Source organism: Flavobacterium sp. (assembly GCF_965277525.1).
Classification (GTDB): domain Bacteria; phylum Bacteroidota; class Bacteroidia; order Flavobacteriales; family Flavobacteriaceae; genus Flavobacterium.
Map to the genome: position 1 here is coordinate 142,982 of NZ_CBDIDC010000011.1, position 26,589 is coordinate 169,570.

The window sequence follows — 26,589 nt, forward strand, 5'->3', positions numbered from 1 at the left end:
TCTAAAAATACAGATACCCTTTTTTTAACCCTTTAAACGAGGAATTCCCTAAAATACGACGGAAGAATTGAAAAATTTATCCGCAAACTGAGTAGGTGTCTCTCCGTACTTTTTCTGGAAACATTTACTGAAGTATTTTGGATTGTTGAAACCTACTTTATAACTGATTTCAGAAACGTTAAGTTTGTTTTGTTCTAACAATTGAGCAGCACGTTTTAATCGTATTTCGTGAATGAATTCGTTGGGCGTAAAATTTGTCCATGCTTTTATTTTTAAAAATAACATGGTACGGCTCACCCCCAATTCGGTACAGAAAAATGGAATATCGAATTGTTCGTTCGAAATATTTTCTTCTACAATTTTGAATGCTTTTTTCAATAGTTCTTCGTCCAGGGAGGAAACCGTTATTTCTGACGGAATAAAATTATCCTCGCTGGAGAACTTATTTTTTAAACGTTCAGTTGTTTTCAGCAGGTTTTTAACGCGAAGTTTAAATTCGATTAAGTTGAAAGGTTTACTGATATAATCGTCCGCACCACTTTCTAATCCTTCGAATTTGTAGACCAATGAAGTTCTCGACGTTAGCAGAATAACCGGAATATGACTTGTTTTTAAATTTTCTTTAATGGCAGCACAAAGTTCCGTTCCTACCATTTCGGGCATAATAACATCGCTGATAATTAAATTAGGCAAATGCTGCAATGCTTTTTCGAATGCAATTTTTCCGTTTTCGGCTTCAATAATATTATAATCTTCTTTGAGTAAGTTTTTCATGAACGATCGTAAAACCTTATGATCTTCGACAATCAGAATGGTTTGTTTTTCGTCATTGACAACAAAATCATCAATGTCATCCGGTTCTTTTATTTCCGTGGTTTCCAACTGTGCGGTATATTGATCGATATCATCACTGATTTTGAAATCGGTAATAATTTCATTCTCCATAAGATGGGCTCTGCCTAACGGAAGCGTGACTTTAAAAACAACGCCCTGGGTTTCTTTATTTTTTACCTCAATATTTCCTTTGTGGAGTTTTACAATGTTTTTTACGATCGAAAGTCCGATTCCGGTTCCTTTATTGTAGTTTTTCTGAACGTTGTTGTGCATTGGAACTTCAAAAAACAAATCAAAAATTTTGTCAATATGTTCCGGTGCAATTCCCACTCCTGAATCTTCTATAGCGATAAAAAGAGTCTCATTGTCATGCGAAATTTTAAGATGAATGTTTCCGCCTTTTGGCGTATATCGAAAAGCATTTGAAATTAAATTATAAAAAACACGCTCTAATTTATAGCGGTCAAAATACACCGGAATTTCTTCTTCAGAGGATTCAAAAGTATAGTTGTAACCGCCGTCTTTGGCATATTCGATAAAAGACAGAAAGATTTCTTTAGTAAATTTGACGATATTTCCCTCAGCGGATTCTAAGGTAACCTGATGGTTTTCGAGTTTCCTGAAATCCATTAAACGGTTGATCAGACTCAAAAGATGATTGGCGCTTCCTTCAATTACCAATAACTTTTTATACATTTCGTTTGTTCCGTTATAGTTGGCCAGAATTTGCTGTAAAGGTCCAAGAATCAAGGTTAAAGGTGTTCTGAATTCGTGCGAAATATTGGTAAAGAAATCCAGTTTTGCAATATTGTTTTCTTCAATACGCTTGGTTTCCAGGTATTCTAATTCCAGTTTTTGTTTTAATCGGGCTTTTGATTTCATGATCCAGATTAAACCGTATAATCCCAGACCAATAACGATTCCGTACAATAAAAATGCCCATATACTGCGCCACGGAGCAGGTTTTACGATAACAGTAAGGGTAGTAGGAACTTTATTCCAAACACCATCATTATTAGAACCACGAACCTCAAAAGTATACGTTCCGGGATTTTGGATGGCAAAAATGGCTTCAGTACTTTTGGTGGTGGTCCAGTTGTTCTCTAATCCTGTTAAACGATAACTGTATTCATTGTTTTTGGACCGAATGTAATTAGGGATTGCAAAATCTATAGAGAAATTGGCTTTGTCATAATCGAGTGTAATAGTTTGGGTATAACCAATGCTTTTCTGTAAAATACCAATGGAATCATTAGGATGAACGGTTTCATTTTTGATTTTAAGATTGGTGATTAATACTTGTGGAGCATATCGATTCAGCGAGATTTTCTTGGCATCAAAATAAGTGGCTCCGGAGGGACTACCGAAATAAAATTGATTGGAAGCGAGTTTCAAAGCCGAATTATCGTTAAACTCATTACTCGCCAAACCGTCTTTTTGATCGTAAATCACAACTGTTTTTAGGGTTGTACTGTATTTTATAATACCCTGATTGGTACTGATCCATAAGTTTTGATCATCGTCTTCGAGTATAGAATGTATCGAAGTAATGACTGTATTTCCAACTTTTAAATTGACTTTATTGAATTTTTTTCCATCAAAATAATGCAGACCTTTTGCTTTTGTTCCCACCCAGATTTTCTTTTGGCTGTCCTGAAACAAGGTCAGAATATCGTCTCCGGATAAAGAGGCCGAATCGAAAAAGTAATGTTTAATCGCATAATGATTGGGAACAAAATGGTCTAGCGGAATATAATTGAGTCCGTTTTGCGTACCTGCCCAAATGCCTTTTTTCTGATCAACTAAAATGGTTCTAACGATTGTATTGGTCAGGTAAGCAGATTTCGTATTGTCATTTTCTATCGTTTCAAAAGTTTTAGAAACTGTATTGTACCGAATCAAACCTTTTCCGAAAGTACCAATCCAGAGAATATCGTTTCCTTCTGATTTGATCGAGTACACGCCGGATTCCTTTAATAATGCATTCAGATCAGCTGCAATTCTATGGTCTTCGATTCTTTTTGAAATGATATTGTAAGCCGACAATCCTTTCGAAAAAGTTCCGATCCATAAAATATCTCCTGAAAGACACATCGATTTAATATCGTTTTTAACGGTTTGGCCACTTTGACTGTTGATATAACTCGTAGCTTCCGTTTTTTTATTGTAAATCGTAATTCCGCCACCTTCAGTTCCAAAATAAATGTTCTGGTTTTTATCGGCAAGTATAGAACTCACGACATCAAAACTCATCGGAATCTTTTTAGAATTCTGATTGTAATTGGAGAAATTGACATTCGAAATGTCCCAAATATTAACGCCTTTGTAATAACAGCCAATCCAGACGGAACCTTTGCGATCCATAAAAATAGATTTTACTTTGTCGATTCCGTTGCTGTTGTTGCTGTTGTTTATTTTTTGAATGCTATTGTCTTTTCCTAAAATATAGATTCCGTCATAAGCGCCAATCCATAGAGATCCTTGATTATCAATTGCCAAAGAACGAATGTCTGTATTGATTTCACGGTACTTTTCATCAGATAAAAAAGAAACAAAGGTATTGGATGTTTTATCCAATTTCAGAAGGCCTTTATTTTTCGTTCCCACCCATAAATTGCCCGAAAGATCTTCGGTAATTGCTTGTACATTGAGAAGATCAATGTTGTTTAGCGGATAATTTTTAAAGGATAATGTACCGTTTTTCCTGCTTACAAGCTGACATAAACCTTTTGTTGTTCCAATCCAGATGGCTCCTTTTTTCGATTTTAAAATCGTAATGATATTATTGCTCGGAACCGTTGTGTTATCTGTATCCGAATGAAAAACCGATGTAAAGAGTTTTGATTTTTTATTGTAAATCGTCAATCCTTTTGAAGTTCCAAACCACATTTCGTTGCCAATTTCTTTGATCGACCAAATGGCGTTGCTGCTTATGGTATGATTGTTTTTGGTATGTAAATATCGTGTAAAAGTATTGCTGACAGGATCATAACAATTGAGTCCGTTGTAGGTTCCTACCCAAATTTTTCCTGTATTATCTTCTTCAATCGATAAAATATCATTGTTGCTAATTGAATGTTTGTTAGTGACATCATTCCTGAAAATCGTGAATTTACTTCCGTCGTATTTATTCAGTCCGTCGCGTGTACCAAACCACATTTGCCCAAATTTATCCTGATGTATAGCAATGACAGAACTCTGCGAAAGTCCGTCAGTAGTCGAAATGTTTTTTAGGCGGTATTTATTTTGGGAGAATATATTTCCCGAAATAAAAAGTAAAACCAAAAGAGCTATTCTGTATTTCATAGCGGTTGAAATTATAATTGTAAAGTTTTTTGCCACAGATTCACATATTAAAATGATTAATCTTTATGAATAAAATTACCCACGAATTCACGAATGATTGCGCATAATAAATAGAAAAAAATCGTGAATTCGTCGCTATTCTTTAAACACATAGAAACATAGATTTTTTTTAATCAAAAAAGGGAATCAAAAAACTAGTTTTTACACATAGCTTAGATCGGCTCTTAATTTTACAACGAAACTATGTTAGTTAATGTGAAGTGAAACGCCTTTTTTTCAACGTTCCAAAAGCGATGTTTCTATGTGTTTAAATATTATTTCTTCAAGCGTCGTTGCAATTGATAATCATACAACGAAGGCACTTTGTCCATTGGTGTATTTAGAAACTCAATATAAGCGTCAGGTTCATATTTCACTTCGAATTTAGCATTGCCATTTACACCAATAATTCTCGCAAATGGCCCGTCTTTCATACCGTAAAGCAAAACGGGTTTCGTGATTTCAGCTGGATTTTCGACCTGAACATTCAGATTCCAAAAAGTACTGAAAGGGCCGTGAGAAGGTTTCCAGTAATCAGCTCCTCCGCCACCAAACAAATAATAACTATTGTTTTTATCGGGCGTTATATGCACGGTAATACGATCAAATAAGTTTTGATGATTGGCTCCCGAATGTTGATCTAAAAGAGCATCGGTAAAAATCTCACAATCCTGATAGACGTTTTTAGTTGCAAAAGTGTTGAAACTTAACGGATGAACCGCTTTATTGTAGATTTTCAGATTCTTCACCAAAACATTATGCACACCGCCCAAAGTCACAGTATAATGCGACATATGAGAACCATCGGTCACGATATCCTGAATGGTCACGTTCGAGATTTCTTCGCCTAAAATTCCGCTATCGGCATTGGTGATGGTTACATCTTTGACCCAGCTATTAAAAACGCGGGTCAGGAATATGGCATTATTTCCGGGTTCTACGTGATGTGCGACTCTCGGAATATCAGGAAAGGTAAAACGCAGGTGTTCGATGCCTACTTCGTTCAAATGTTTCCATTCGACCAATTGCGCCTGATAACCTGGTTTTATAGCAATCGTCAAAGGTGTTTTGATCGTAATTTTAGCACCTGAAATTTTAGTGATTTCGACTTGTTGTCTTACAATAGGAAGCATTGGGAATTTCCAATGATGAGAACCCGGTTTTACGTTGGCACCTTTGTACAGATCTTTAATGATTTCGCCATTTTCGCCATCTTTGTTGAACAGTTGTAGCTCGACAATAGCACCAATTTTTAATCCTTTTACCTCTGAAACACTGATGATATGTTCGCCCATATTTCCCGAAGTCACTTTAGCCAGCGGATTTGGAGTTGGTTCGTATTTGTCAAGATACGATTTTACGCGTTCACCGGGAATTTGCGTCCAGATAAATCCTCCTGACCACGCGTATGGAGAGAAAGGCAAATCAACATTGTTTTCGGGTTCGCGTTGTCTTTTATCCAGTGTCGTTAAGTATTCGCGAAGTTCCGCCAATGACTCCGGATTTTTGAGATACATCATCGGTCTTGGGCAATAAATTTCTGTTCCTGTCTCACCTGATCCTGTGCCGCGAAGTACAAAATTGCTTCTTTCGATATATACAATATCACTCAGAATAATACGTCCGGCGGGTAATTGCAGAATTACATTTCCCTCAATGGCATTTGCTGCTTTTATAGCTTTTAATAACGCTTTTGAATCATCAAGACCATCATTTGCTTTTACGCCGTAATCTGTTGCGTTAATGATTTTTCCTTTAGAATCAGGAATTTGGATTTCACCGAAATGATAACCCGCATAACTAAAATCAGGTAAATAATTTGTTTTTGAATCCGAGAGTATTTTAGGCGTTTGTTGCGCCATTATTACACTATTTATAAAAAGGCTGCAATAAATGAGGATGGTTCGACGGTTCATGGTTGTGGTTATTTGGTTAGTTAGTGGTTTACCGCGAAGGCACTAATGTGCAAAGTTTAAAGCTTTGACAAAGGCGGTCATCATTAAAAAAATAGCCACGAATTCACGAATTTTTCTAATTCATTAAGCGCAATCATTCGTGAATTCGTGGCTAAAAAAACTTATGATCTGTGTGAACAAAACTTCGCGTCTTAGTGCCTTTGTGACTAAAAAAACTTTTAAAGCGATTTCTTTATTCCCATTTCAAGCCCTCTCAATTCAGCTAAACCTCTTAAACGGCCAATAGCTGAATATCCCGGATTGGTCTTTTTATTCAAATCGTCCAGCATTTGGTGACCGTGATCCGGACGCATTGGCAATTGACTGTTATTTCTTTTTTCGACTTCAATAATTGCTTTTACTACTTCGTACATGTCGACATCGCCTTCAAGATGATTGGCTTCATAAAAGCTTCCTTCTTCATCTCGTTCCGTACTTCTTAAGTGAATGAAATTCATTTTATCGCCATGACGTCTTACGATTCCCGGTAAATCATTATCCGCTCTTACGCCGTATGAACCCGTACACATCGTGAATCCGTTTGATTTTGATTTGGCTGCAGCCATTAATTCCATTAAATCTTCCTCTGTACTAACAACTCTTGGCAAACCTAAAATAGGGTAGGGCGGGTCGTCAGGATGAATGGCCATCAGAACTCCTTTACTCTCGGCAACGGGAATAATTTCTTTTAGAAAGAAGAATAAATTTTTCTTTAAAGCAGCTCTGTCAATATGATTGTATCCACTTAAAGTAATCAGAAAATCTTCTACAGAATACGCTTCTTCCGCACCCGGAAGTCCGGCAAGAATGTTTTGCTGTAATTTGACTTTATCAGCATCCGTCATGGCTTCAAAATATTTTGTAGCTTTTTCAATTTGGACTGCAGAATATTCTTTTTCTGCTCCGGGTCTTTTTAGAATAAACAATTCAAAAGCTGCAAAAGCATTAATATCAAAACGCAAAGCTTTAGATCCGTCTGCTGTTTCATAGGCCAAATCTGTTCTTGACCAGTCTAAAACCGGCATGAAATTGTAGCAAATGCATTTTATACCGCATAAAGCCAGATTTCGAATGCTTTCTTTATAATTTTCAATGTATTGAAGATAATTTCCGGTTTGTTTTTTAATGTCTTCGTGAACCGGAATACTTTCTACTACCGACCAGGTTAAGCCTGATGCGCCTTTTTTAGGATCACCGTTTTCATGTTCAATTTCAACTTTTCGTTTGATAATTTCTTCAATATCCCAAACTTGACCGTTCGGAATATGGTGTAATGCAGTAACAATTCCGGTAGCTCCGGTTTGTTTGATATCTTGTAAGGAAACCGGATCGTTTGGTCCGAACCATCTTAACGTTTGTTCCATTTTTTGTATATTTTATTGATGATGATTGTTTTTAAACCTATTAATTTTGAGGAACTGTTTGATTCGCCTGTTCGCTATCGCTCGAGTCCCGCTATCCGTTTCAATCTTTTGTGCCGAACCCCGGCATAAAAGGATTTTTACTACTATCGGGGCTAGGGCACTCGTTCCCCGGGATGACAAACTGTTGCTTAATACTTATAAGGTTTCTAAAACCATGCAGGAATCTTTCAAATCCTACTTTTAAATACTCGTCGCAGCAAATCCTCCGTCTACTTTTAAGATTGTTCCCGTAACAAATTTTGACATATCGCTGCATAAAAACAAAAGTGCTCCGTCGATATCTTCCGGCGTTCCAAATCTTCCCATTGGTGTATGTTCAATAATTTTTTCGCCTCTGGGCGTCAATTTACCTTCCGGAGTCAATAATAAAGCTTTGTTTTGTTCTCCGATAAAAAATCCCGGAGAAATGGCGTTTACACGAATTCCTTCTCCATATTTTTGAGCTAATTCAACAGCCATCCACTGGGTAAAATTATCAATCGCCGCTTTTGAAGCTGAATATCCCACCACTCTTGTTAAAGGCCTTTGCGCAGATGCTGAGGAGATATTAATGATATTTCCTGATTTTTGTTTCGCAAAAAGCGCTGAAAATACTTGCGATGGCAACATCGTACCAATGATATTCAGGTCGACTACTTTTTGTAAATCATCTACTTTCATGTCATAGATGGCCTGATCCGGACTAATAGTGGCTCCGGGCATATTTCCGCCAGCCGCATTGATTAAAATATCCAGACGATCGTATTTTTCTACGATAAAATCTCTCGCTCTTTCTAATTCTTCTTTGTTTAAAACATTTGCCTGAACCGCAAAAGCTTTTCCGCCGTTGTTTTCTATTGTCGCTACCGTTTTGTTGGCTTTTTCAATCGATTGAGAAACGATTCCAACGATAACGCCTTGTTTAGCCAAAACGTTTGCAAAGTTGCTTCCCAAAACTCCGGCACCGCCAGTAATTAATGCAATTTTTCCTTTAAGGTTAAATACTGAATCCATATTAAATTTTAAATTTCTAGGTAATGTTTTTCTAACGCACAGAGATAGTTTGTTTACCTAATTTTCTGGTTTATAATTTTTTGCCACAGATTTCAAAGATTTAGAAAGTATTTATTTAAAAAAAATCTGTGTTAATCTTTGAAATCTGTGGCAAAATTTTCTATGTGTTAAGTAATAGTTATCTTCTTATGGTCTGGACGATTTCCAGCATTTTTTTAGTTTCATTTTCAATTACATCATAATCTTGCTCTTCCATACGCTTTTTGCTGATGAGTTTACTTCCTAATCCAACCGCAGAAGCACCGGCAGAAAACCAGCTTTCAATACTTAAGTGTGTAGGTTCTACTCCGCCGGTTGTCATAAATGTTAAAGACGGAAAAACATCTTTTATACTGCTCAAAAATTCTGTGCCTAATATGTTTCCCGGAAATAATTTTACGAGTTTTATTCCGGCATTTTCGGCTGAGATAATTTCAGTTGGTGTCATACAACCCGGGGCATACAAAACTTCTTTGCTTTTTAAGAATTCAGCCACTTCAGGCACAAAACCCGGACTGATAAAAAAATCTGCACAAGCCTCTTTAAATGCTTTGGCTTGCTCCAGGTTTTTAATCGTTCCGATACCTAATACCATTTCAGGTAATTCGGCATTTCGAACTGTGACCATTTTTTTGAAGTTGGACAAAGCTTCTGCGCCTCTGTTGGTATATTCTACGGCTCTGATTCCTGCTCTGTAAAGCGCTCGCAACACTTCGACACTAATAGTTTCGTCTGTGGCAAAATATAAGGGAAGAATTCCTTGTTTCGCAATTACATCAATGTTGTTTTGAATGGTGCTCATAAACTTTATATTTTTACTTTAATAACAATTTTTTTAAGTGTTCCTTCGCCAATCATAGCAGCGTGAACATCTTCGGGAAACAAAATGGCAAACTGTTTCTCGTGTAATTCAAAAAACATGTCCGGTTTGTCGTGAAAGAAGCGAACATCTCTTTCGTCACTATACTCCCCATTTGGACTAACGCATTTTTCCCTGGGTTTCCAGGCAAAAGTTTCCGGTCCTTTTATCGAAATCTGGATGTCAATATTTTGATCATGACATTCAAAACCTTTTATGCTTTCTTCCTTCGTTGCGCCTTCGCCAACAATTACGATTACTTTTAATCCTTCTGCAATTTCAAAAGCACCTTCTTCAAGAACGCTAATGTCATTTTGATGGACATAGTCAAATGCTTTTTTGAAATTAGGGTGAAGGCTGAAATATTTCGCAGCGTTTTGTAATGAATCTACAATCATTTTATTTGGTTTTTATGTTTTGTATTTTATATTTTCTGACTTGTAAATGCGTTTTTATAAGCGTTTAAAAATCATTGTTTTTACTTTAAAAATAGTTAAGTATTACTTTATATGAATACTTATAAAGCACTGGTATTAAGTTGTAAACAGCCCCTATGGCAGTGCTTTCTAAAATCAGCTTATTTATTCTCTATAATCTTGACAACCTATACTTTGTACGCACTTGAATCTCTTGATAAATAGTAGTTTTTTTTCTGATGATGAACGAATAAACTTTTTTATTAAAATGAGTGCTAAAAATCTCTTAGAAGCTAAAATCTTAATAATATTCTGCTTAATGTTATGATTTTTTCGAACACATGTGTATATTTGCGTGTACGCACACGGTGTTTTACAAATGTATACAAAAAGTTAAGTAAAACAACTTAACTTTGATAAAAAAAATAATAATTTAAAGTGATTTAAAGGATCATTTAACTTAAAATTCATCAATATCATAACAATAAAAAAAATTGCCGAACTGGCCAACGTTTCACCCGGAACTGTTGATAGAATTATCCATAATCGTGGGCAGGTGGCTCAGGAAAATGTGGATAAAGTAAATGCTATTATAGAAGAATATGGTTATAAAAGAAATATTCTGGCGAGTAATCTGGCGCTCAATAAAAAGTTTCATTTTGCAGTATTTTTACCGCAATATGAAAATCTTGAATATTGGAAAAGTCAAATTGCAGGAATAGAAAAGGCGGCAATTGAATTTAGTAAATTCGGAATTGTGCTGGATTATTTCTTTTATGATTTTAATGCAGCTTCTTTTAAAGAATCTGTCAAAAAAGTCTTGGAATTTGATTGTGACGGATTATTGTTTGCGCCTATTTTTTATGAAGAATCGGTTCGTTTTTTAAATGAGTATGAAAAGAAAAATATTCCGGTAGTCATGATCGATTCAAATATTTCAAGTGATGAAGAACATGCTTATGTGGGACAGGATGCTTTTCAGAGTGGTTATCTCGCCGGAAGACTGATTAGTTTTGCAGTGAAAAACGAAAGACAAATATTGATTTTCAAAATTACCAGAGAGATAGAAAGTACATCTGTTTATCTGCAAAGAATCGATGGCTTTTATTCGTTTTTTAAAGATCATCACGAACTTAAGAACTTTAGATTTTCAGAAGTCACCATCAAAGATTCGGGAATTGATCAACTGAATCTGGAGATGTTTTCCGAGGTGAATAGTGTGTTTGTGCCTAATTCAAGAGCTTTTATTGTAGCGCGATTTTTAGAACAAAACAATATCAAAGGCGTCCGGATTATTGGTTACGATTTATTGAAAGAAAATATCGAATACCTTAATAAAGGTGTAATTGATTTTTTAATCAACCAAAGGCCGGAGGAGCAGGGCTACATGGCAATTAATCATTTGTATAAAAAGTTAGTATTGCAGGAAACGGTAGAGAAAACCCATTATATTCCGCTGGAAATTATTCTGAAAGAGAATTATTTTCCTGCACGTAAGTGATTTTTTTTACGCACCGTTATTTAATTAATCTCGCAAAGGCGCTAAGTCGCAAAGTTTTTAATCTTAGTAACTTAGGATCTTAGCGACTTAGCGTCTTTGCGAGAAACTATTTCTTCACCTTCACAACCAAAGGATTATTAATCTTTTTAGCAAACGTACTCAAATACGTTTCCCATTCTTGTTTTGTCTGAAACGGACTTCCTTTTTTCCATCCAAAACCAACATAATAAATCGCTTTATTGTTTTTTACTTCAATATTGCCGTAAAGGTTGCTTAAGTCTTTATCATTAGTAATATGGTTGTCAAAACTCGTTAAAGTATTTTTTGGAGCCACGATTCCGGTACCAATTTCAGAATCATCTATAGGTTCCCAATAGCTTAACCAGCCTTCTTTTACATTCGTTCCAATAGTTCCTTTTTTATCGTGAAGTGTTAGTCCGGCAGCTATTGATTTTGTTCCGGTAACGTTAATCTCAAAACGGGAAAGATAACTGCCGTAATCCAGACTAATTAGTTTCGACTCGGTTATTTTATTGCCTTTTGCATCCCAATCGGCGTAGGTCAGGATGAAACTTGTTCTGATTGGCCCTGTTGTAATGGTTTTCCAGCTGATAAAATTCTTTGAAAAAAAGTATTGATTATCAACTTTAACAGCAATTCCGCCCACACCACGGCTGTCACCCACATGAAAATTATCCAGACCTTCGCCAGTATCTTTATGATATGTTCCGGTTCCGTTAGTGGCTTTTTCGTACCATTTATTGATAATAGGGTAATCTACTCTTTTTAACCACGCATCAATTCCACTGGTTAAAGTTCCTCCTGCAATGTTGTCTTCAACCATTTTTTGAGCCACAGGACCGTATGTTCTAAAAGCTACTTTATTGTTTTCCCAGGCATAATCATCGGTACGTTCGGGAACAAATCTTGAATAACAGCTGACAGTTTTTGATGCTGATGGATTTTCGGCTACTAAAACCTCAAAAGCTTTGTGCGATGAAGCGCTTATCTTAGGCTGAAACAATAACACATCAATGGTTCCGTCGCCATCGTTGTCTATAGCCTGACTTTCTAAAAAGGTATTGGTACCAACTTCTTTTACAGCATAATTTTCCAGTTTAGCCGATGTTGGTAATCCAAGCGATTTTTTAGTTAATTCTACCGTTTCAAATTCACGGTTTATGGGCAGGGAATTGCTTACCGTAATGATTTTATTTTGAGCATAAAGTGCAAAATTGCCGGCGAGAATGGCGGTGAGTAAAATATGTTTTTTCAAAGCTTTACAGGTATTAATTGATCTAAAATTAGATTGTTTTTTTGAATCATAAAAATACAAATCAAATATAACTTTAGAATCCGGAATTGGGGTAAAAAAGTACAAAGTGTTATTTTTGAATATGTTGACTCTTTTTTTTAAAAGTTGAGTTAAAAACTTTTTTTGAGTGATTAGGGAGTGTCTTTTTTATATGACTTAATTAGTATTCAGGTACTTATACGTGGTTTTAATTAATAATTTATTTGTTGCTTTGTCAGTATTATTAACCCCTAAAAACAATTAAAATGGAATCAGAAAGCAAACAAGTTACAGGTACAAAGAAAGAAACGATAGATATCCTGTCTGGTAGTCAAAGAAGTGTGGATTTGGGAACCAACACACCTTCTTTGGAAATTAAAATTACGAATGAAGGACCTTCTAACAGTGTCTTAGTTTCCGGAAGCCATTACGAATTAAGAAGCGGTCATCAAAATACCTTTAAATTAGGTGATTTGACAAGTGGAAGTGTTATAACTCTTCAAAATAAAGGGATGGAACGTGCACGAGTTCAAATCTCCTGGTAAACGTATTCCTTCAGAAAGAAATCCATGCTCTGTTTGGTATGGATTTCTTGAAATTTTCGATCAACTTAGAGATCGCTCTTTTGATCATTATTTCCTTTTTTATTTCCATAAATACCATGAGGCTTCACCTTGTAAATACTTCAAAGTTTGCGAAAGCCCATCATTTTTTTATTAAATTAGAAACATTTTTCAGGTTACTTGTTTCCTTAGATAAACAGGCAGGCTTAAAAGGTATTATTTTAATGATGCTGCAATTTCTTATTTTATTTTTTGTAATTTACATTACTCGTAACCTCTATCAGGTTATTGTATAATCAAATGTAAATAAGAGTATGGATGTTAAATGTATAATTTTCGACTGCGATGGCGTTCTTGTCGATACAGAAAAAATTGGTAACGGAATCTTGCTTGAAATGGCAGCCGAGCATGGTTTCGAGATGAAACTGGAAGATGCGTACCGCGATTTTAACGGCAGGAATTTGAAAGAATGTTTCCTTCATATTGAAAATGCGATTGCCAAAAAATTACCGGACAGTTTTGAAAATGAATATCGCGAGAAAAGTTTTGAAGCTTTCAAAACGCAGGTTAAACCAATGGAAGGTATAGTCACATTTTTAAATAAATTGAAAATCCCGTATTGTGTAGCGTCCAGCGGTCCTCTGGATAAAATTCGCTTAAATCTTGAAGTCGCAGGTTTACTCGATAAATTCGAAAATAAAATATTCAGTTCTTACGAAATTCATAGCTGGAAACCGGAACCTGGAATTTTTCTGCATGCTGCAAAAGAAATGGGTTTTATTGTAGAAGATTGCATTGTTATAGAAGACAGTAAAGCCGGAGTAATCGCCGGAATCCGGGGCGGTTTTAAAGTTTATGGTTTTGCCAATGGATATAACAATGAAGACCTAGAAAAAGAAGGCGCGGTGCTTTTTAATTCGTATGCTGAGTTAGATTTTTTGCTTCAGGTTTAAGAAGTTTCAGGTTTCAAGTTTCAGGTGTCGTTGTGATAGTGTAGCATCTTACTACTAAAACATAGTATTGAATTTTAAAAAAAGTTCCATAGGAACGAATCATATTGTAGAGATGGATTTTTATCCATCTTACGGTATTGGATCGACAAAGATTGACGACATTCTTTGAGGCATTTCTTGTGTGATTTCTCCCCTCCGTCAGAAATGGCAAGATTGTGTTTAGGAATGTTCTCAAATTCTCTAATGATGATATTTTCTAATTCCCACATCCTTCAATTTCCTCATTATCAAAATCTCTTATTTAAATGTAATTTGTTACAATAAAATAAAATTTTATATATTTGGTTGTAGATATTCTTTTTTTTAGCACAACAAATTATCAAATTGTAATTTTAGTAACATAAGTAAGAATGTCTTTTTTGCTTGAAAATAGCTTCTCCCAAAGAGGTTGTCTTTAAGATTGTGGTTTTCAAAAGCTGCAAACTAACCTACAGACAGAAACAAAATGACGAAATTTTTAATTAGAATTTTAGTTCTATTAATACCCCTTTTCAATCCAATTGTTAATGCCCAAATAAAAAAAATTGGAGTTCCATTTATTACCAATTACAACCCGAAAACGTATAAGGCCGCTTCAGAAAATTGGGATCTTTTGCAAGATTCTAAGGGCATGATGTTTTTTGCCAATCATTTTGGCATTATGCAATTTGATGGTGTACGGTGGAGTATTGTCACGCAACCGGAAAACAGAAGTATGGTCAGGTCTCTTGCAATTGATAAAAATGATAAAATCTATGTAGGTGCGCAGGGCGAGTTTGGTTATACGGCTCAGTTGCCAAACGGACAGTATAAATATACTTCTTTAGTTAAATTATTACCGGTTTCAGAACAAAATTTTGGAGATGTTTTGTATACCGTTTTACTAGATAATGAAGTTGTTTTTTTCTCTAATGAAAAAATCTTTCTCTACAAGAATAACAAAATAAAAGTAATAAGATCAGCTACTAATTTTGATGAATTTTTTAATGTTTCTTCCGCTATTTATGTATTAGACCATGTAAAAGGGCTGTTAAAGCTTAAAGATGATGTTTTAATACCAGTTGCAGATGGAAAAAAGTTTGTCGGAATGAAGATTCGAAAGGCTTTTGAAACCAAACAAGGTTTAATGCTTCTTACCCAGAAAGATGGCATCTTTGTTTATAATAACAACCAACTACAACCTTTTGTAACTGAGGTTGATTATTTGCTAAAGCAAAATCAGATCTCAACAGGTATTTTGCTTTCTGATGGATATATCGGAATAGGAACACGCCAAACCGGGTTGATAGTTGTGGATAGTTCAGGTAATTTGATTCAGCATATTAACAAACAAATGGGGTTGCAGAACGAATATATTACGAATCTGAAGATGGATGTTGCAGGTAATTTATGGGTGACGCTAAAAGAGGGAATTTCGCTGATTCAGATTACTTCACCCTTATCAAAAATACTGGATGCATCAAATTCTGAAACCAAGATATATTGCAGTCAGATTTATCAAAATAAACTTTACATCGCTACGGATAATGGCGTTTTTTGGCTGGATTGGGAAGCCTACAAAAACGGTCAACAGGAAAAAGTGCATTTTCAGCATATTTCCGGAATGTCAGAAAACGTATGGAATGTTGGTGTTTTTGGGAATTCATTACTGGCTTTTGAAAAAAACGGTGTTTTCGAAATCTCCGGTAATTCGGCAAAATTATTAGCTAAAACAGATGGCGCCTGGCAAGGGGTGCTCATGCCCAATCATCCTGATTTACTATTGGTGGGCGGTTATAACGGATTGTATTTATTGAAGAAAATAAATAATTCATGGGTATTTCAGCACAAAATAAAAGGTTTTAATGAAAGCAGCAGAATTATCGTAACCGATGCAGCAGGGAATATCTGGATTGCTCACGGTTATAAGGGAATTTATAAACTGAGGTTTAATACAACATTCGATACCGTTTCAGACATGCAGTTTTACAATCAGGCAGCAGGTTTTCCGTCGAGTTTGTTTCTGAATACGTTCAGGATTAATAATCAGATTCTTTTTGGGACAACAAAGGGCGTTTACAAACAAGATGTTCGTTCAAAAAAAATGATTCCGGATAATATGTTCAAAAAATATCTGGGGATGGACAGTCATATTCGTTTGCTTAAAGAAGACGACCAAAATAACATCTGGTACATATCAGGAGAAAATACCGGTAAAATGAGTCAAAGAGCAAAAGGTAATTTTGATATAGAGGAATTACCGTTTCGAAAACTAAGATATCTCTATATTCCGGGTTTCGAAAACATTCAGACCACTGCCAGCGGAGATGTATTTTTTGGAACTCAGGACGGTTTGATTCATTATAATGCAACCAAAAAGAAGAAATACCAATCGAAATATAAAGCCGTTATTTCAGAAGTAAAATGTATTTTTCCGAAAGACAGTTTGTTGTTTTCCAGCAGATATGATGTGCTTCCGACCCATACAGAATCTTCGAAAGAGCAGCTTTTACCTGTTTTAGCCTATTCAAATAATGCCTTGCATTTTTCGTTTGCTTCCCTTTGTTATGACGAAGCCGATGCTACAAAATACGAATATTGGCTGGAAGGTTTTGAACCCAAATGGTCGGATTGGAATCTTCAGACTGAAAAGGAGTACACCAATTTACCCGAAAACGAATACATTTTTCACGTCAGGGCAAAAAACATATACGATGTGGTCAGTGAAGAAGCTATTTTCAGGTTTGAGGTTTTGCCGCCCTGGTACCGAACAATTTGGGCTTATATTTTGTATCTGATGCTTTTTGGAGTTTTGATTTATGCGATTATTAAGTATCAAAAGAACCTCGCAGAACAGGATCGTGAACAATTAATTCTAAAGCAGGAAAAGGAATTGTTGCGAAACCGCGCCGAATTAAACGAGCAAAAACTGGCTTTGGAACAAGAAAATATGGCGATTATGAAAGAAAATCTCGAAACAACAATTAATCTTAAAAATGCCAAAGTAGCTTCGAATACCGTTAACCTCATCCATTTAAATGAAATTTTACTTTCGATCAGAGAACTCATCGGTCAGATTGATAAGAAGAATGATTTTAATACCAACTTTGGTTTATTGACCAAAATCAACCGAATCATCGACCACGAATTGCAAGGCGATCAGCACTGGAATGAGTTTGAAGAGATTTTTAATCAGCTTCATGATAATTTTATGCAACGATTAAAAACAAGTTTTCCGGAATTGACTCCGCGTGATATGCGATTGTGTGCTTATTTGCGAATGAATTTTAATACCAAAGAAATTGCACCGCTTTTAGGAATTTCTGTTCGCGGTGTGGAAGACACGAGATATCGCATTCGGAAAAAAATGCAGCTTCCTTCGGATGCGAATATTACAGAGTTTATTTTGAATTTTTAAATGTGTTTATTTTTTCTCGCAGATTTGGCAGATTTTTTTTGATGCTATAATCTATGACTAATATCTTCACGAAGATTTTAAAAGATTTAAGCAGATTTGTGCCGGTCTTTTATTTTAGAGCGGATTAATTCCAAAACTTCTGGATTAATAGCAATTCACTTTGAATGTGTTTAAAAATACATCTTAAGGAGTTTTTTTATAACTAGTAAAATCTCAGGTAGTTTTACGCGTTTTGACCGCTATTTACTACATTTTTTTACAAACACCGTAGTCAAACCGTATCTAAAAATTAACGTTCTGGGTAGTTTATTTGTTAATATTGTCATCTTATTAATACAATATAAGTCTGTTTTTAAAAAAATAGAGGATTTATTGTGTTAATACACTTTACTAACAAAAAACTAAAAAAAATGAAACAAAAAGACTTCATTTTCGGCCGACCACCGAGAAGCAATTACAATGGATTAAAGAGGTGTGTAATGTTATTGATTCTGGCATTATCTCCACTTCTAAAAGTGCATTCACAATGCAACACCTTAATTTGGTCAGATGAGTTTAACGGGACAACCGTAGATGCAACCAAATGGCAAAGTATTTCCGGAAATGGCTGTCCTTCGCTCTGCGGATTCGGAAATGCCGAGGCACAACGTTACGATCCCGCTCAGGCAACAATTGTCAAAGAAGGAACAAACAGTTATTTGAACATTCAGGCAAAATATGAGCCTAATGCACAATATCCACAGCAACCTTACGCTTCTGCAAAATTGACAACAGAAGGTAAATACGCCATCAAGTACGGTAGAATCGAAGCCCGTATGAAGTTATCATCAGGAATGGGCGCCTGGCCGGCATTCTGGATGTTACCCGCAGGTACGTCTAACTGGCCGTTTACAGGCGAAATTGACATCATGGAAGCCAAACACAGAAACCCAAAATCTGTAGACGGTACGATTCATTATGACGGAGGCGGTTATCATTACACCGGTAGAAGTTATGCTTCGCCGACTGATTTGTCTACTGAATTTCATGTGTATGCCGTAGAATGGGGACCAAATATCATTAAATGGTTTATTGACGGTAATTTATTTCATACTGCGACGCCAAATACTACGGTAAATGGAGGATGGCCTTTTAATGATCAACAGTTTTATATCATTTTAAATCTTGCTGTTGGTAGCGGAGGAACACCTTATACCAGTGTTAACGGCGCAGGAGTGGAGCCAATCCCGGCTGACTTTCCGGCAAAATTGCAAGTTGATTATGTTCGTGTTTACAGCGGTAGTTTTACGTATGGTGTACTGGGGAATGCAAAAGTATACCAAAACCAAACCGGTAAAACGTATTCTATAAATGCCATTTCCGGAGCCACTTATAACTGGACCGTTCCTGCCGGAGCTACCATTACTTCAGGACAAGGAACCAACACCATTACGGTAAACTGGGGAACTACGGGAGGAGATGTTACGGTAGCCACTACCGTTTCAGGCTGCTCCGGTAATACCTATAAACTGGCAGTGACAACAGAAGTGCCTTTACCGGTAGAAAGAATCTACGAAGATTTTCAATCGAACAGAAATATTGTATATGGACTTAAAACCGGAGTGCTGACAGAAGCAGTGGCAAATCCTTCGGCTACGGGAATCAATACCTCAGCTTTGGTAGGGAAATATGTTCGTAATGCATCTGAATTATACGATGTTTTAAATATTAAAAATGTAGTGATTAGTAATGCCAATGATTATGTGTATGGCAGAAAAAAACTTTCGTTTGATATCTATACCTCAGCGCCTGTTGGTACCAAAATTTCGATGCAACTCGAAAATAGTCTGGTCACCACGGCAACGAATTTTCCATCAGGAAGACATAGCGGTTACAAAGCTACAACCACAGTTCAGAACAAATGGGAAACCATTGAGTTTGAATTTGAAAAAGTAATTGACGCTAATACAAGCGCCTTGTCGATCAATAACGTAGTATTCCTTTTTGAATCAAATTCGAATACCGGTACGACTTATTATTTTGACAACTTACTGACCAGAGCTGCGCCTGAAAAACCAATTATTGCTACAGATGTTTTACAAAATTATGATGGTATCAATAAAATCATCAAAGGAACAACTACCGGAGTATATTCTGTTGTAGCAAATCCGGGAGCAAATTCAGTGAATAATTCTGCCAATGTGGCGAAGTATGTTCGAAATGTAACCGAGCAATACGATGTGCTTTTCTTTAATACACAAAGTACTATTGAAGATGCAGGTTTACTGAAAAATCAGACTAAAAAAATCATGATCGATGTGTATACTTCAGCACCAATAGGAACGGTTGTAAGTCTGAATTTAGAGAACAGTGCAACCTCGCTTCCTGCAAATTTTCCAACCGGAAGAAACAGTAATTATGTGGCGATCACCACCAAACAAAACCAGTGGGAAACGCTGACTTTTTATTACAACTCAAGTCCTGACGAAGGAACTTCAAACCTGGCAGTAAATCAAATGGTGATATTAGCCAATTCAGGTTCTTATACCAGCGATACGTATTATTTTGATAATATCAGAATTGGTTCTACTAAATTACCGGATACTTTTACACCGGGAGTAGTTTATGAAGACTATCAAACCGTTCACAATATCACTTTTAGAGATGCGATTGGAACGTATACACCCAACACGCCAAATCCAAGTGCAAGCGGAATCAACACATCTTCGAACGTTGGAAAATATGTTAGAAAATCAACAGAATTGTATGATAACTTTTCATTCAATACCACTTTAACCAATATTGGGGATTTTAAAAGCGGAACCAAAAAGTTTGCTATGGATGTCTATACTTCGGCTCCGGTTGGATCTGTAATTTCATGGCAGGCAGAAAGCAGTGCTTCGATTCCGTCTAATTACCCGGTAGGAAGACATAGTATTTATCAGGCCGTTGTAAAACAAACCAATACCTGGCATACACTGACATTTACATACGCAAGTGCGCCGGATGCATCAACATTAGACAGTGAAGTAAATCGTTTTGTTTTCTTGTTAGAACCGGGAACGAGTTCCGGAAATACATATTATTTTGATAATATCAGAGCTGTAAATTTAGTAACTACAGATGTTCCTCCTGCTACTTTGCCAGCACCCTGGACAAGCAATGATTTAGGTGCCGTAACTCCAGCCGGAGAAGCTACTCATGCTAACGGAACTTTTACGATCAAAGGATCAGGTACAGATATTTGGGAATCAAGCGATCAATTTCAATTTGTAAACCAGCCTATAACAGGTGATGCTGAAATTATTGCCAAAGTAAATTCACTGACCAATACAAACACTTACGCTAAAGCGGGAGTAATGTTCCGTGAAACATTGACGCCAACTTCTAAACACGCGATGACGGATATAACGGCCGCAGCGGGAGTAGAATTTTTATCGAGAGACGTTGCTTCAACACCAACGGTTGCTCAGGGCGCTGCAGGAACTACTCCAAAATGGCTTCGTCTGGTAAGAGCAGGAAATGTATTTACCTCTTATTCTTCGGATAACGGGACCACGTGGACGCCAATTGGTACGCCAAAAACAATTGCCATGGCCAGTACCGTTTATGTGGGAATGGCGGTGACATCCCATGCCAACGAAACTTTAGCAACGGGAGTTTTTAGCGATGTTACAGTTCGCAATATTACGCCACCAACTAATAATGTCAATTTAGCTTTAGCAAAACCAACTGTAGCTTCTACAGAAGAGAATGCTACTTTTTCTTCGGCGAAAGCCACAGACGGAGATGCCGGGACCAGATGGGCCAGTAGTTTTGCCAATGCAACTGAATGGATTTATGTTGATTTAGGGAGTAATTACAACATCAATCGTGTGGTATTAAAATGGGAAGCGGCTTTTGCAACCCAATACAAAGTACAAATTTCATCCGACCTGAATTTTACCGAAAGCAAAACCGTAAACACACAAACGGCGAGCGATGGAGGAACAGATGATTTGGTACTGAGCGGTACAGGAAGATATATTAGAATTTTATGTACCACAAAAGCTTTGGCGCCATACGGCTATTCTTTGTTTGAAATTGAAGCTTACGGATCTTCTTCTACGGCTAAAAAAGCGGAAGTTCTAACAGAAGAAACTGAAGTGACAACTACCGTTTTTGCTATGTATCCGAATCCTGCAAATAATTATGTGCAACTTTCGATACCTGAAAAATTAGACAACAAAGTGGTAACGATCTATGATGATTCAGGAACATTGCTAATAGAGAAAAAAGTAAATACTGATGAAAGCCAAATTGATATTAGCAGACTAAAAAGAGGAATCTATATTCTAAACTTTAAATCAGACCAAAAAAGCTGGTCTAAAAAATTGATTAAGCAATAATTATAAAATCCGTTGGGCGCGATGTGTTTGTTAGTATGAACATTGTGCCTGGCGGATCAATTACCACTTTTTCAAAAGTCTTTTGATTTAAAATCTATTTACATAACCCCAAAATAATTTAGATATGAAAAAAAACAAACTTAGAAGATTTTCTCTTCTGACAACACTATTTCTGGTTTTGTCAAACTTGATGTACGGGCAGGGACCTATACCTTTTACCATTAGCAATACGTCTACATTTAATGACAGTGAATTGTATGTGGCCATTGTTGGTATCGATTATACTACCGGCAATCACGTTTGGGTCAATGCAAAAACAAGTCAGGTATTACCCATGAATGCTTCTTATAATACCGTTACAGGGCCAACAATTGGTGGAAATACCGGTCCGGGGCAAAACTCAAAATATGCCGCTTGTTTTACCAAATTAAGTGAGATTCCCAACAAGACTTTTACACTGCCGCAAATTGCAGGTTGCAGGGTCTTTATTGCCAAAGGGCAACAATTGTATTTTTATTTTTTTGGCGCAAGTGGCGCACCTTCCGGATATACATCGCCAAATCCGTTGAATGCAACAGATCCCAATCAGGGCATTTTATATGAAATCATCGAATTGACCAACAATCAATATGGTTTCTTTGGAAATCCATCAAGAGTAGATTCGTATAAATATCCAATGGGATTAGAATTATTTGGAGCAAACGGATATCAAAAACGTGTAGGTGAATTAAAAAAACACGCTGATATTGTGGCAGCTTTCAAAGCCAATGTTCCGGCGGAATTTCAGGGTTGTGTCAACAATACTACAGGTGAAATTACGGCTCCATCAAAGACTCCTGCTTTTGCAGACGGAACCGGAGGAACTTCTGTAGGTGCTCAGGCCAATTATCTTAAACCTTATATTGATGCCATTTGGAACAAATATAAAAATGAAGATTTAATTTTTTATGCCGGAGATGCGGGAGTTTTCAAAGGAAGAGTGATTGGGGAACAACTGGAAATGGTGGGACAATCAGGAGGATTTGTTGGTCGTACGGGACGCGTACAAAACAGGCCTTCGACTCAGGAAGCTCTTGAAGGAAAAGGTGTTCTGGACAGAAGACTGGTTGATGGAGATTTAGATCTTGTGATTCAGGCCCAATTAACAGCTGCGATAAACAGACATGTTGTGAATACGACAACTGCAAATCCGGGGCAACAAAACTGGTACGATGCATCGAAATTCTATCAGGTGAACCCTACCAACCATTATTCAAAATTCTGGCATTTACCGGGAATAAGTGTCGATAATCTGGCTTACGGGTTTGCTTATGATGATGTGGCAGATCAGTCGCCATCGCTTCATACGCCTCAGCCTACGAAAGTAATTGCAACCTTTGGAGGATATGCCGGAACAGTTCCTTCAGTTCCCGCTACTACAGACGTAATTACCGTTTATAAAGATTGCAATTATGCCGGATTCTCAGGCGGATTAACCATTGGAGATTATAATTTGGCACGTTTGAATTCTTTAGGCGTTTTAAACGATGATATTTCTTCATTAAAAATCACACAGGGATTTCAGGCAATTTTGTATCAGGATGATAATTTTACAGGTGCTTCAACCGTAATCAATTCGGATAATGCATGTTTGAATACAACCTGGAATGACAAAGTAACTTCTGTTCGTGTAATCGCAAACGGAACAACTACTTTAGGAAATCAAACTTTCTTTTTGCAAAACAGAAACAGTGGTTTATACATGGATGTCTGGAATGCGAATTTATCGAATGGCGCTCCTATCAACCAAGGTGCTTTAAATTCAGGAAATAATCAGAAATTTACACTTACCCATTTAGGCGACGGATTGTATAAAATCATTGCGAATCATAGTGGTCAGTCCTTAGATGTAAATAACTTTAATAAAGCCAATGGTGCCCGTGTAGAGCAATATCCATACAATGCGACTACTAATCAGCAATTTGTGTTGGTTGCTACAGGCGATGGATTTTATAAAATTGTAGCCAGACATAGCGGTAGAATAGTAGAAGTTGCAGGAGCAAGTACAGCATCCGGTGCTATTGTGCAACAATGGGATAATAACAACCAAACTTGCGGACAATGGAAATTAGTTCCGGCTACAAGCTCACAAACATCGGTTTTAATTCAGGCAGAAGATTATTCAGCGATGAGCGGAATTCAGGTAGAAGCTACAACAGATACCGGAGGAGGTTCGAATGTGGGCTATACGGAAACTGGTGACTGGCTGGCGTATAACAATATCACTTTTCCAACAACGGGATCTTATCTAATTGAATATCGTGTAGCAAGTGGTGTCGCTGGTGGCAGATTGTCATCTGATTTAAACGGAGGAACCATTGTTTTAGGCAATGTTGATATACCAAATACAGGAGGATGGCAAAATTGGCAAACCGTTTCTCAAACCGTTAACGTGAATGCCGGAACGTACAATTTTGGTATCTACATTCAGAATACCGGAATGAACATCAACTGGATTAAAATTACAAAAGTGGGCGCTGGTCTTACAGCAAAAACACTTTCGGCAGAAACAGTTGAAGAAGAACCTGTTGCAGTTTTAAACATATATCCAAGTCCGGTAGAAAATACACTTTATATCACAACAGATGTAAGCGGAAGCAAAGTGAGTATCGTAGATTCTCAGACAGGTACCGTATTTTCCGGACGAAAAGTAAATAATAACAGTTTAGATGTTTCGTATTTAAGAAGAGGTGTTTATCTGATCGTTTTTGAAAAAGATGGTACTAAAACGGTCAAACGTTTTATTAAAAAATAGTTTTAAAAGAGATTTTAGGTGTAAGGCTTTAGATTTTAGATGCTAACTCAATCTGAAATTTAAAGTCTGAAATCTAAAATTATTTTCTCCCCCGAAAATTACATATCTATTAATCTATTAAAAAATGTTACTATGAAAAACAATTACAAAGTGATCCAGCTAAAATGGATCTTGATTTTGGTTCTGGGTGTTGTTAATTTATCAGTTGCCCAAAAAAAAGTAATCGCTTACATTCCCAACTGGATTGATCTGAATGCTTTTTCAGGCAGTGTTCAATACAGTAAACTGACGCACATAAATATTGCGTTCGAAAATCCTGATGCTAATGGGTATCTGTCTTTTAATTCAGGAAGTAATACCATTATTAATGCAGCGCATGCACAAAACGTAAAAGTTTTTGTTTCCCTTGGAGGAGGTTCTGTATCTGAAGGAGGTGCTATTCGTGATAATTATTTTAATCTGATTACGAGCGGTAACAGAACAGCTTTTATTCAGAAAATTTATGATTATGTAGTGGCACATAATTTTGATGGTGTCGATATGGATCTTGAAGGGCCTGCGATTAATGGCGATTACGGAGCATTTGTAATTGCTTTGGCGAATAAATTGCATGCTAATGGAAAACTAATTTCGGCGGCACTTTCAGAAGGATATGGTGGGGCAAATGTACCATCCTCTACTTTTGCAGCTTTCGACTGGATCAACATCATGGCATATGATGCAACCGGACCGTGGGCACCGGGAAGTCCGGGACAACACTCTCCGTATAGTATGGCCGTGAACCAGTTTAATTACTGGACGGGCAGAGGATTACCGGCAAGTAAAGCCATCATTGGACTTCCGTTTTACGGATATGGTTTTGGAGCCTCAGCCAATCAGGGAATCTCGTATGCTAATATCGTAGCCCAATATCCTGGGGCAGAAAATCTGGATCAGGTTGGCAACACGATTTATTATAACGGAATTCCAACAATCAAACAAAAAACAACTTTTGCGATTCAAAATGCGGGTGGTGTTATGATTTGGGAATTGTCTCAGGATGCTGTGGGGTCGAAATCATTATTGACTGCAGTTAATCAGGTGATCACAGGCAGTCAGCCACCAACAGGAACAGGTACTTTAATACAAGCAGAAAATTATTCGTCAATGAGTGGTGTTCAGACAGAGCCTACAACAGATACTGGCGGAGGCCTTAATGTAGGATATGCTGATACTGGAGACTGGATGGCGTATTCGAACATTAATTTCCCAACATCAGGTTCTTATGTAATAGAGTACAGAGTAGCAAGTGCCGTGACTGGTGCAAAAATATCATCTGATTTAAATGCAGGAACGATTCAGTTAGGTACTGTAAATATTCCCAATACAGGAGGCTGGCAAAATTGGCAAACGGTATCTCAAACCGTAAATGTAAATGCCGGAACGTATAACTTCGGAATCTATATTCAAAGTTCCGGGGTGAACATCAACTGGTTCAGAATCACAAAGTCCGGCGCAGCGTTAACTGCAAAATCGGCTTCTCCTGAAGGAACAGCTGAAGGAATTGCAGGTCTGAACGTTTATCCAAACCCTACAGAAGAAACACTTTTCTTTTCTACAGAAGTTTCCGGAGCAAGCGTAAGTATTATTAATTCAGAAGGCGGAGCAACGGTTTCAACACAAAAAGTCAATAACAATACTATTGATGTTTCGACTTTAAAATCCGGAATCTACCTGATTTTAGTAGAAAAAGACGGAATCAAAACGGTGAGACGTTTTATTAAGAAGTAAGATTTAACTGTAAATATTTAACCGCAAAGTGCGCAAAGCTTTTTAA

Annotated in this window: 14 protein-coding genes; 7 read left to right on the top strand and 7 right to left on the bottom strand. The window is 36.8% G+C overall.

The genetic code is table 11. The features are described from left to right. Positions 1 to 48 precede the first annotated feature (48 nt). The 6 genes from ACQY44_RS21590 to ACQY44_RS21615 all read right to left on the bottom strand — a co-directional run bounded on the left by ACQY44_RS21590 (position 49) and on the right by ACQY44_RS21615 (position 9,847). Positions 49 to 4,140 carry a two-component regulator propeller domain-containing protein gene (locus ACQY44_RS21590; RefSeq protein ID WP_428232340.1) on the bottom strand — a complete coding sequence of 1,364 codons (4,092 nt, stop codon included), beginning with the start codon at positions 4,138 to 4,140 and terminating at the stop codon, positions 49 to 51. Positions 4,141 to 4,454: 314 nt separating this feature from the next. After that, a complete protein-coding gene (locus ACQY44_RS21595) occupies positions 4,455 to 6,095 on the bottom strand; it encodes a hypothetical protein (RefSeq protein WP_428232341.1) in 1,641 nt (546 codons plus the stop codon). 218 nt (positions 6,096 to 6,313) lie between these two features. Continuing rightward, positions 6,314 to 7,498 carry a mannonate dehydratase gene (gene uxuA / locus ACQY44_RS21600; protein ID WP_428232342.1) on the bottom strand — a complete coding sequence of 395 codons (1,185 nt, stop codon included), beginning with the start codon at positions 7,496 to 7,498 and terminating at the stop codon, positions 6,314 to 6,316. Positions 7,499 to 7,738: 240 nt separating this feature from the next. Next, on the bottom strand, positions 7,739 to 8,551 hold the full coding sequence (locus ACQY44_RS21605) for an SDR family oxidoreductase (protein WP_428232343.1): 813 nt from the start codon (positions 8,549 to 8,551) through the stop codon (positions 7,739 to 7,741). A gap of 178 nt (positions 8,552 to 8,729) precedes the next feature. Beyond that, positions 8,730 to 9,392 (bottom strand): bifunctional 4-hydroxy-2-oxoglutarate aldolase/2-dehydro-3-deoxy-phosphogluconate aldolase, encoded by a 663-nt coding sequence (locus ACQY44_RS21610; RefSeq protein WP_428232344.1) that lies wholly within the window; start codon positions 9,390 to 9,392, stop codon positions 8,730 to 8,732. Between the two features lie 5 nt (positions 9,393 to 9,397). Beyond that, positions 9,398 to 9,847: a YhcH/YjgK/YiaL family protein gene (locus tag ACQY44_RS21615; protein WP_428232345.1), complete on the bottom strand. Its 450-nt coding sequence runs from the start codon at positions 9,845 to 9,847 to the stop codon at positions 9,398 to 9,400. 511 nt (positions 9,848 to 10,358) lie between these two features. On the opposite strand from ACQY44_RS21615, the gene ACQY44_RS21620 reads away from it, so the two are divergent. Next, the gene (locus ACQY44_RS21620; protein WP_428232812.1) at positions 10,359 to 11,366 is read left to right on the top strand and encodes a substrate-binding domain-containing protein; all 1,008 of its coding nucleotides are present in this window, start codon (positions 10,359 to 10,361) and stop codon (positions 11,364 to 11,366) included. Positions 11,367 to 11,472: 106 nt separating this feature from the next. Here ACQY44_RS21620 and ACQY44_RS21625 read toward each other — a convergent pair whose 3' ends face one another. After that, positions 11,473 to 12,642 (bottom strand): DUF4861 family protein, encoded by a 1,170-nt coding sequence (locus ACQY44_RS21625; protein WP_428232346.1) that lies wholly within the window; start codon positions 12,640 to 12,642, stop codon positions 11,473 to 11,475. Positions 12,643 to 12,926: 284 nt separating this feature from the next. Between ACQY44_RS21625 and ACQY44_RS21630 the strand changes: the two genes are divergently transcribed. The 6 genes from ACQY44_RS21630 (at position 12,927) to ACQY44_RS21655 (ending at position 26,543) form a co-directional block, all read left to right on the top strand. Further along, positions 12,927 to 13,205 carry a hypothetical protein gene (locus ACQY44_RS21630; RefSeq protein ID WP_428232347.1) on the top strand — a complete coding sequence of 93 codons (279 nt, stop codon included), beginning with the start codon at positions 12,927 to 12,929 and terminating at the stop codon, positions 13,203 to 13,205. Positions 13,206 to 13,537: 332 nt separating this feature from the next. Further along, complete coding sequence (locus tag ACQY44_RS21635) at positions 13,538 to 14,176, top strand: HAD family hydrolase (RefSeq protein ID WP_428232348.1); 639 nt, start codon at positions 13,538 to 13,540, stop codon at positions 14,174 to 14,176. Between the two features lie 505 nt (positions 14,177 to 14,681). Continuing rightward, complete coding sequence (locus tag ACQY44_RS21640; protein ID WP_428232349.1) at positions 14,682 to 17,612, top strand: triple tyrosine motif-containing protein; 2,931 nt, start codon at positions 14,682 to 14,684, stop codon at positions 17,610 to 17,612. A 410-nt stretch (positions 17,613 to 18,022) separates the two neighbouring features. Further along, on the top strand, positions 18,023 to 21,979 hold the full coding sequence (locus tag ACQY44_RS21645) for a family 16 glycosylhydrolase (protein WP_428232350.1): 3,957 nt from the start codon (positions 18,023 to 18,025) through the stop codon (positions 21,977 to 21,979). A gap of 124 nt (positions 21,980 to 22,103) precedes the next feature. Beyond that, positions 22,104 to 24,773, top strand: coding sequence for a beta-1,3-glucanase family protein (locus tag ACQY44_RS21650; protein WP_428232351.1), 2,670 nt, complete (start codon positions 22,104 to 22,106; stop codon positions 24,771 to 24,773). Positions 24,774 to 24,905: 132 nt separating this feature from the next. Continuing rightward, positions 24,906 to 26,543, top strand: coding sequence for a glycosyl hydrolase family 18 protein (locus tag ACQY44_RS21655; RefSeq protein ID WP_428232352.1), 1,638 nt, complete (start codon positions 24,906 to 24,908; stop codon positions 26,541 to 26,543). Positions 26,544 to 26,589 lie beyond the last annotated feature (46 nt).

Coding starts and splice junctions, on each gene's coding strand:
- uxuA (WP_428232342.1), bottom strand. CDS start 7,498: ATGGAACAAACGTTAAGATGGTTCGGACCAAACGATCCGGTTTCCTTA.
- ACQY44_RS21610 (WP_428232344.1), bottom strand. CDS start 9,392: ATGAGCACCATTCAAAACAACATTGATGTAATTGCGAAACAAGGAATT.
- ACQY44_RS21635 (WP_428232348.1), top strand. CDS start 13,538: ATGGATGTTAAATGTATAATTTTCGACTGCGATGGCGTTCTTGTCGAT.
- ACQY44_RS21655 (WP_428232352.1), top strand. CDS start 24,906: ATGAAAAACAATTACAAAGTGATCCAGCTAAAATGGATCTTGATTTTG.
- ACQY44_RS21615 (WP_428232345.1), bottom strand. CDS start 9,847: ATGATTGTAGATTCATTACAAAACGCTGCGAAATATTTCAGCCTTCAC.
- ACQY44_RS21630 (WP_428232347.1), top strand. CDS start 12,927: ATGGAATCAGAAAGCAAACAAGTTACAGGTACAAAGAAAGAAACGATA.
- ACQY44_RS21640 (WP_428232349.1), top strand. CDS start 14,682: ATGACGAAATTTTTAATTAGAATTTTAGTTCTATTAATACCCCTTTTC.
- ACQY44_RS21605 (WP_428232343.1), bottom strand. CDS start 8,551: ATGGATTCAGTATTTAACCTTAAAGGAAAAATTGCATTAATTACTGGC.
- ACQY44_RS21645 (WP_428232350.1), top strand. CDS start 18,023: ATGAAACAAAAAGACTTCATTTTCGGCCGACCACCGAGAAGCAATTAC.
- ACQY44_RS21595 (WP_428232341.1), bottom strand. CDS start 6,095: ATGAACCGTCGAACCATCCTCATTTATTGCAGCCTTTTTATAAATAGT.
- ACQY44_RS21650 (WP_428232351.1), top strand. CDS start 22,104: ATGAAAAAAAACAAACTTAGAAGATTTTCTCTTCTGACAACACTATTT.
- ACQY44_RS21590 (WP_428232340.1), bottom strand. CDS start 4,140: ATGAAATACAGAATAGCTCTTTTGGTTTTACTTTTTATTTCGGGAAAT.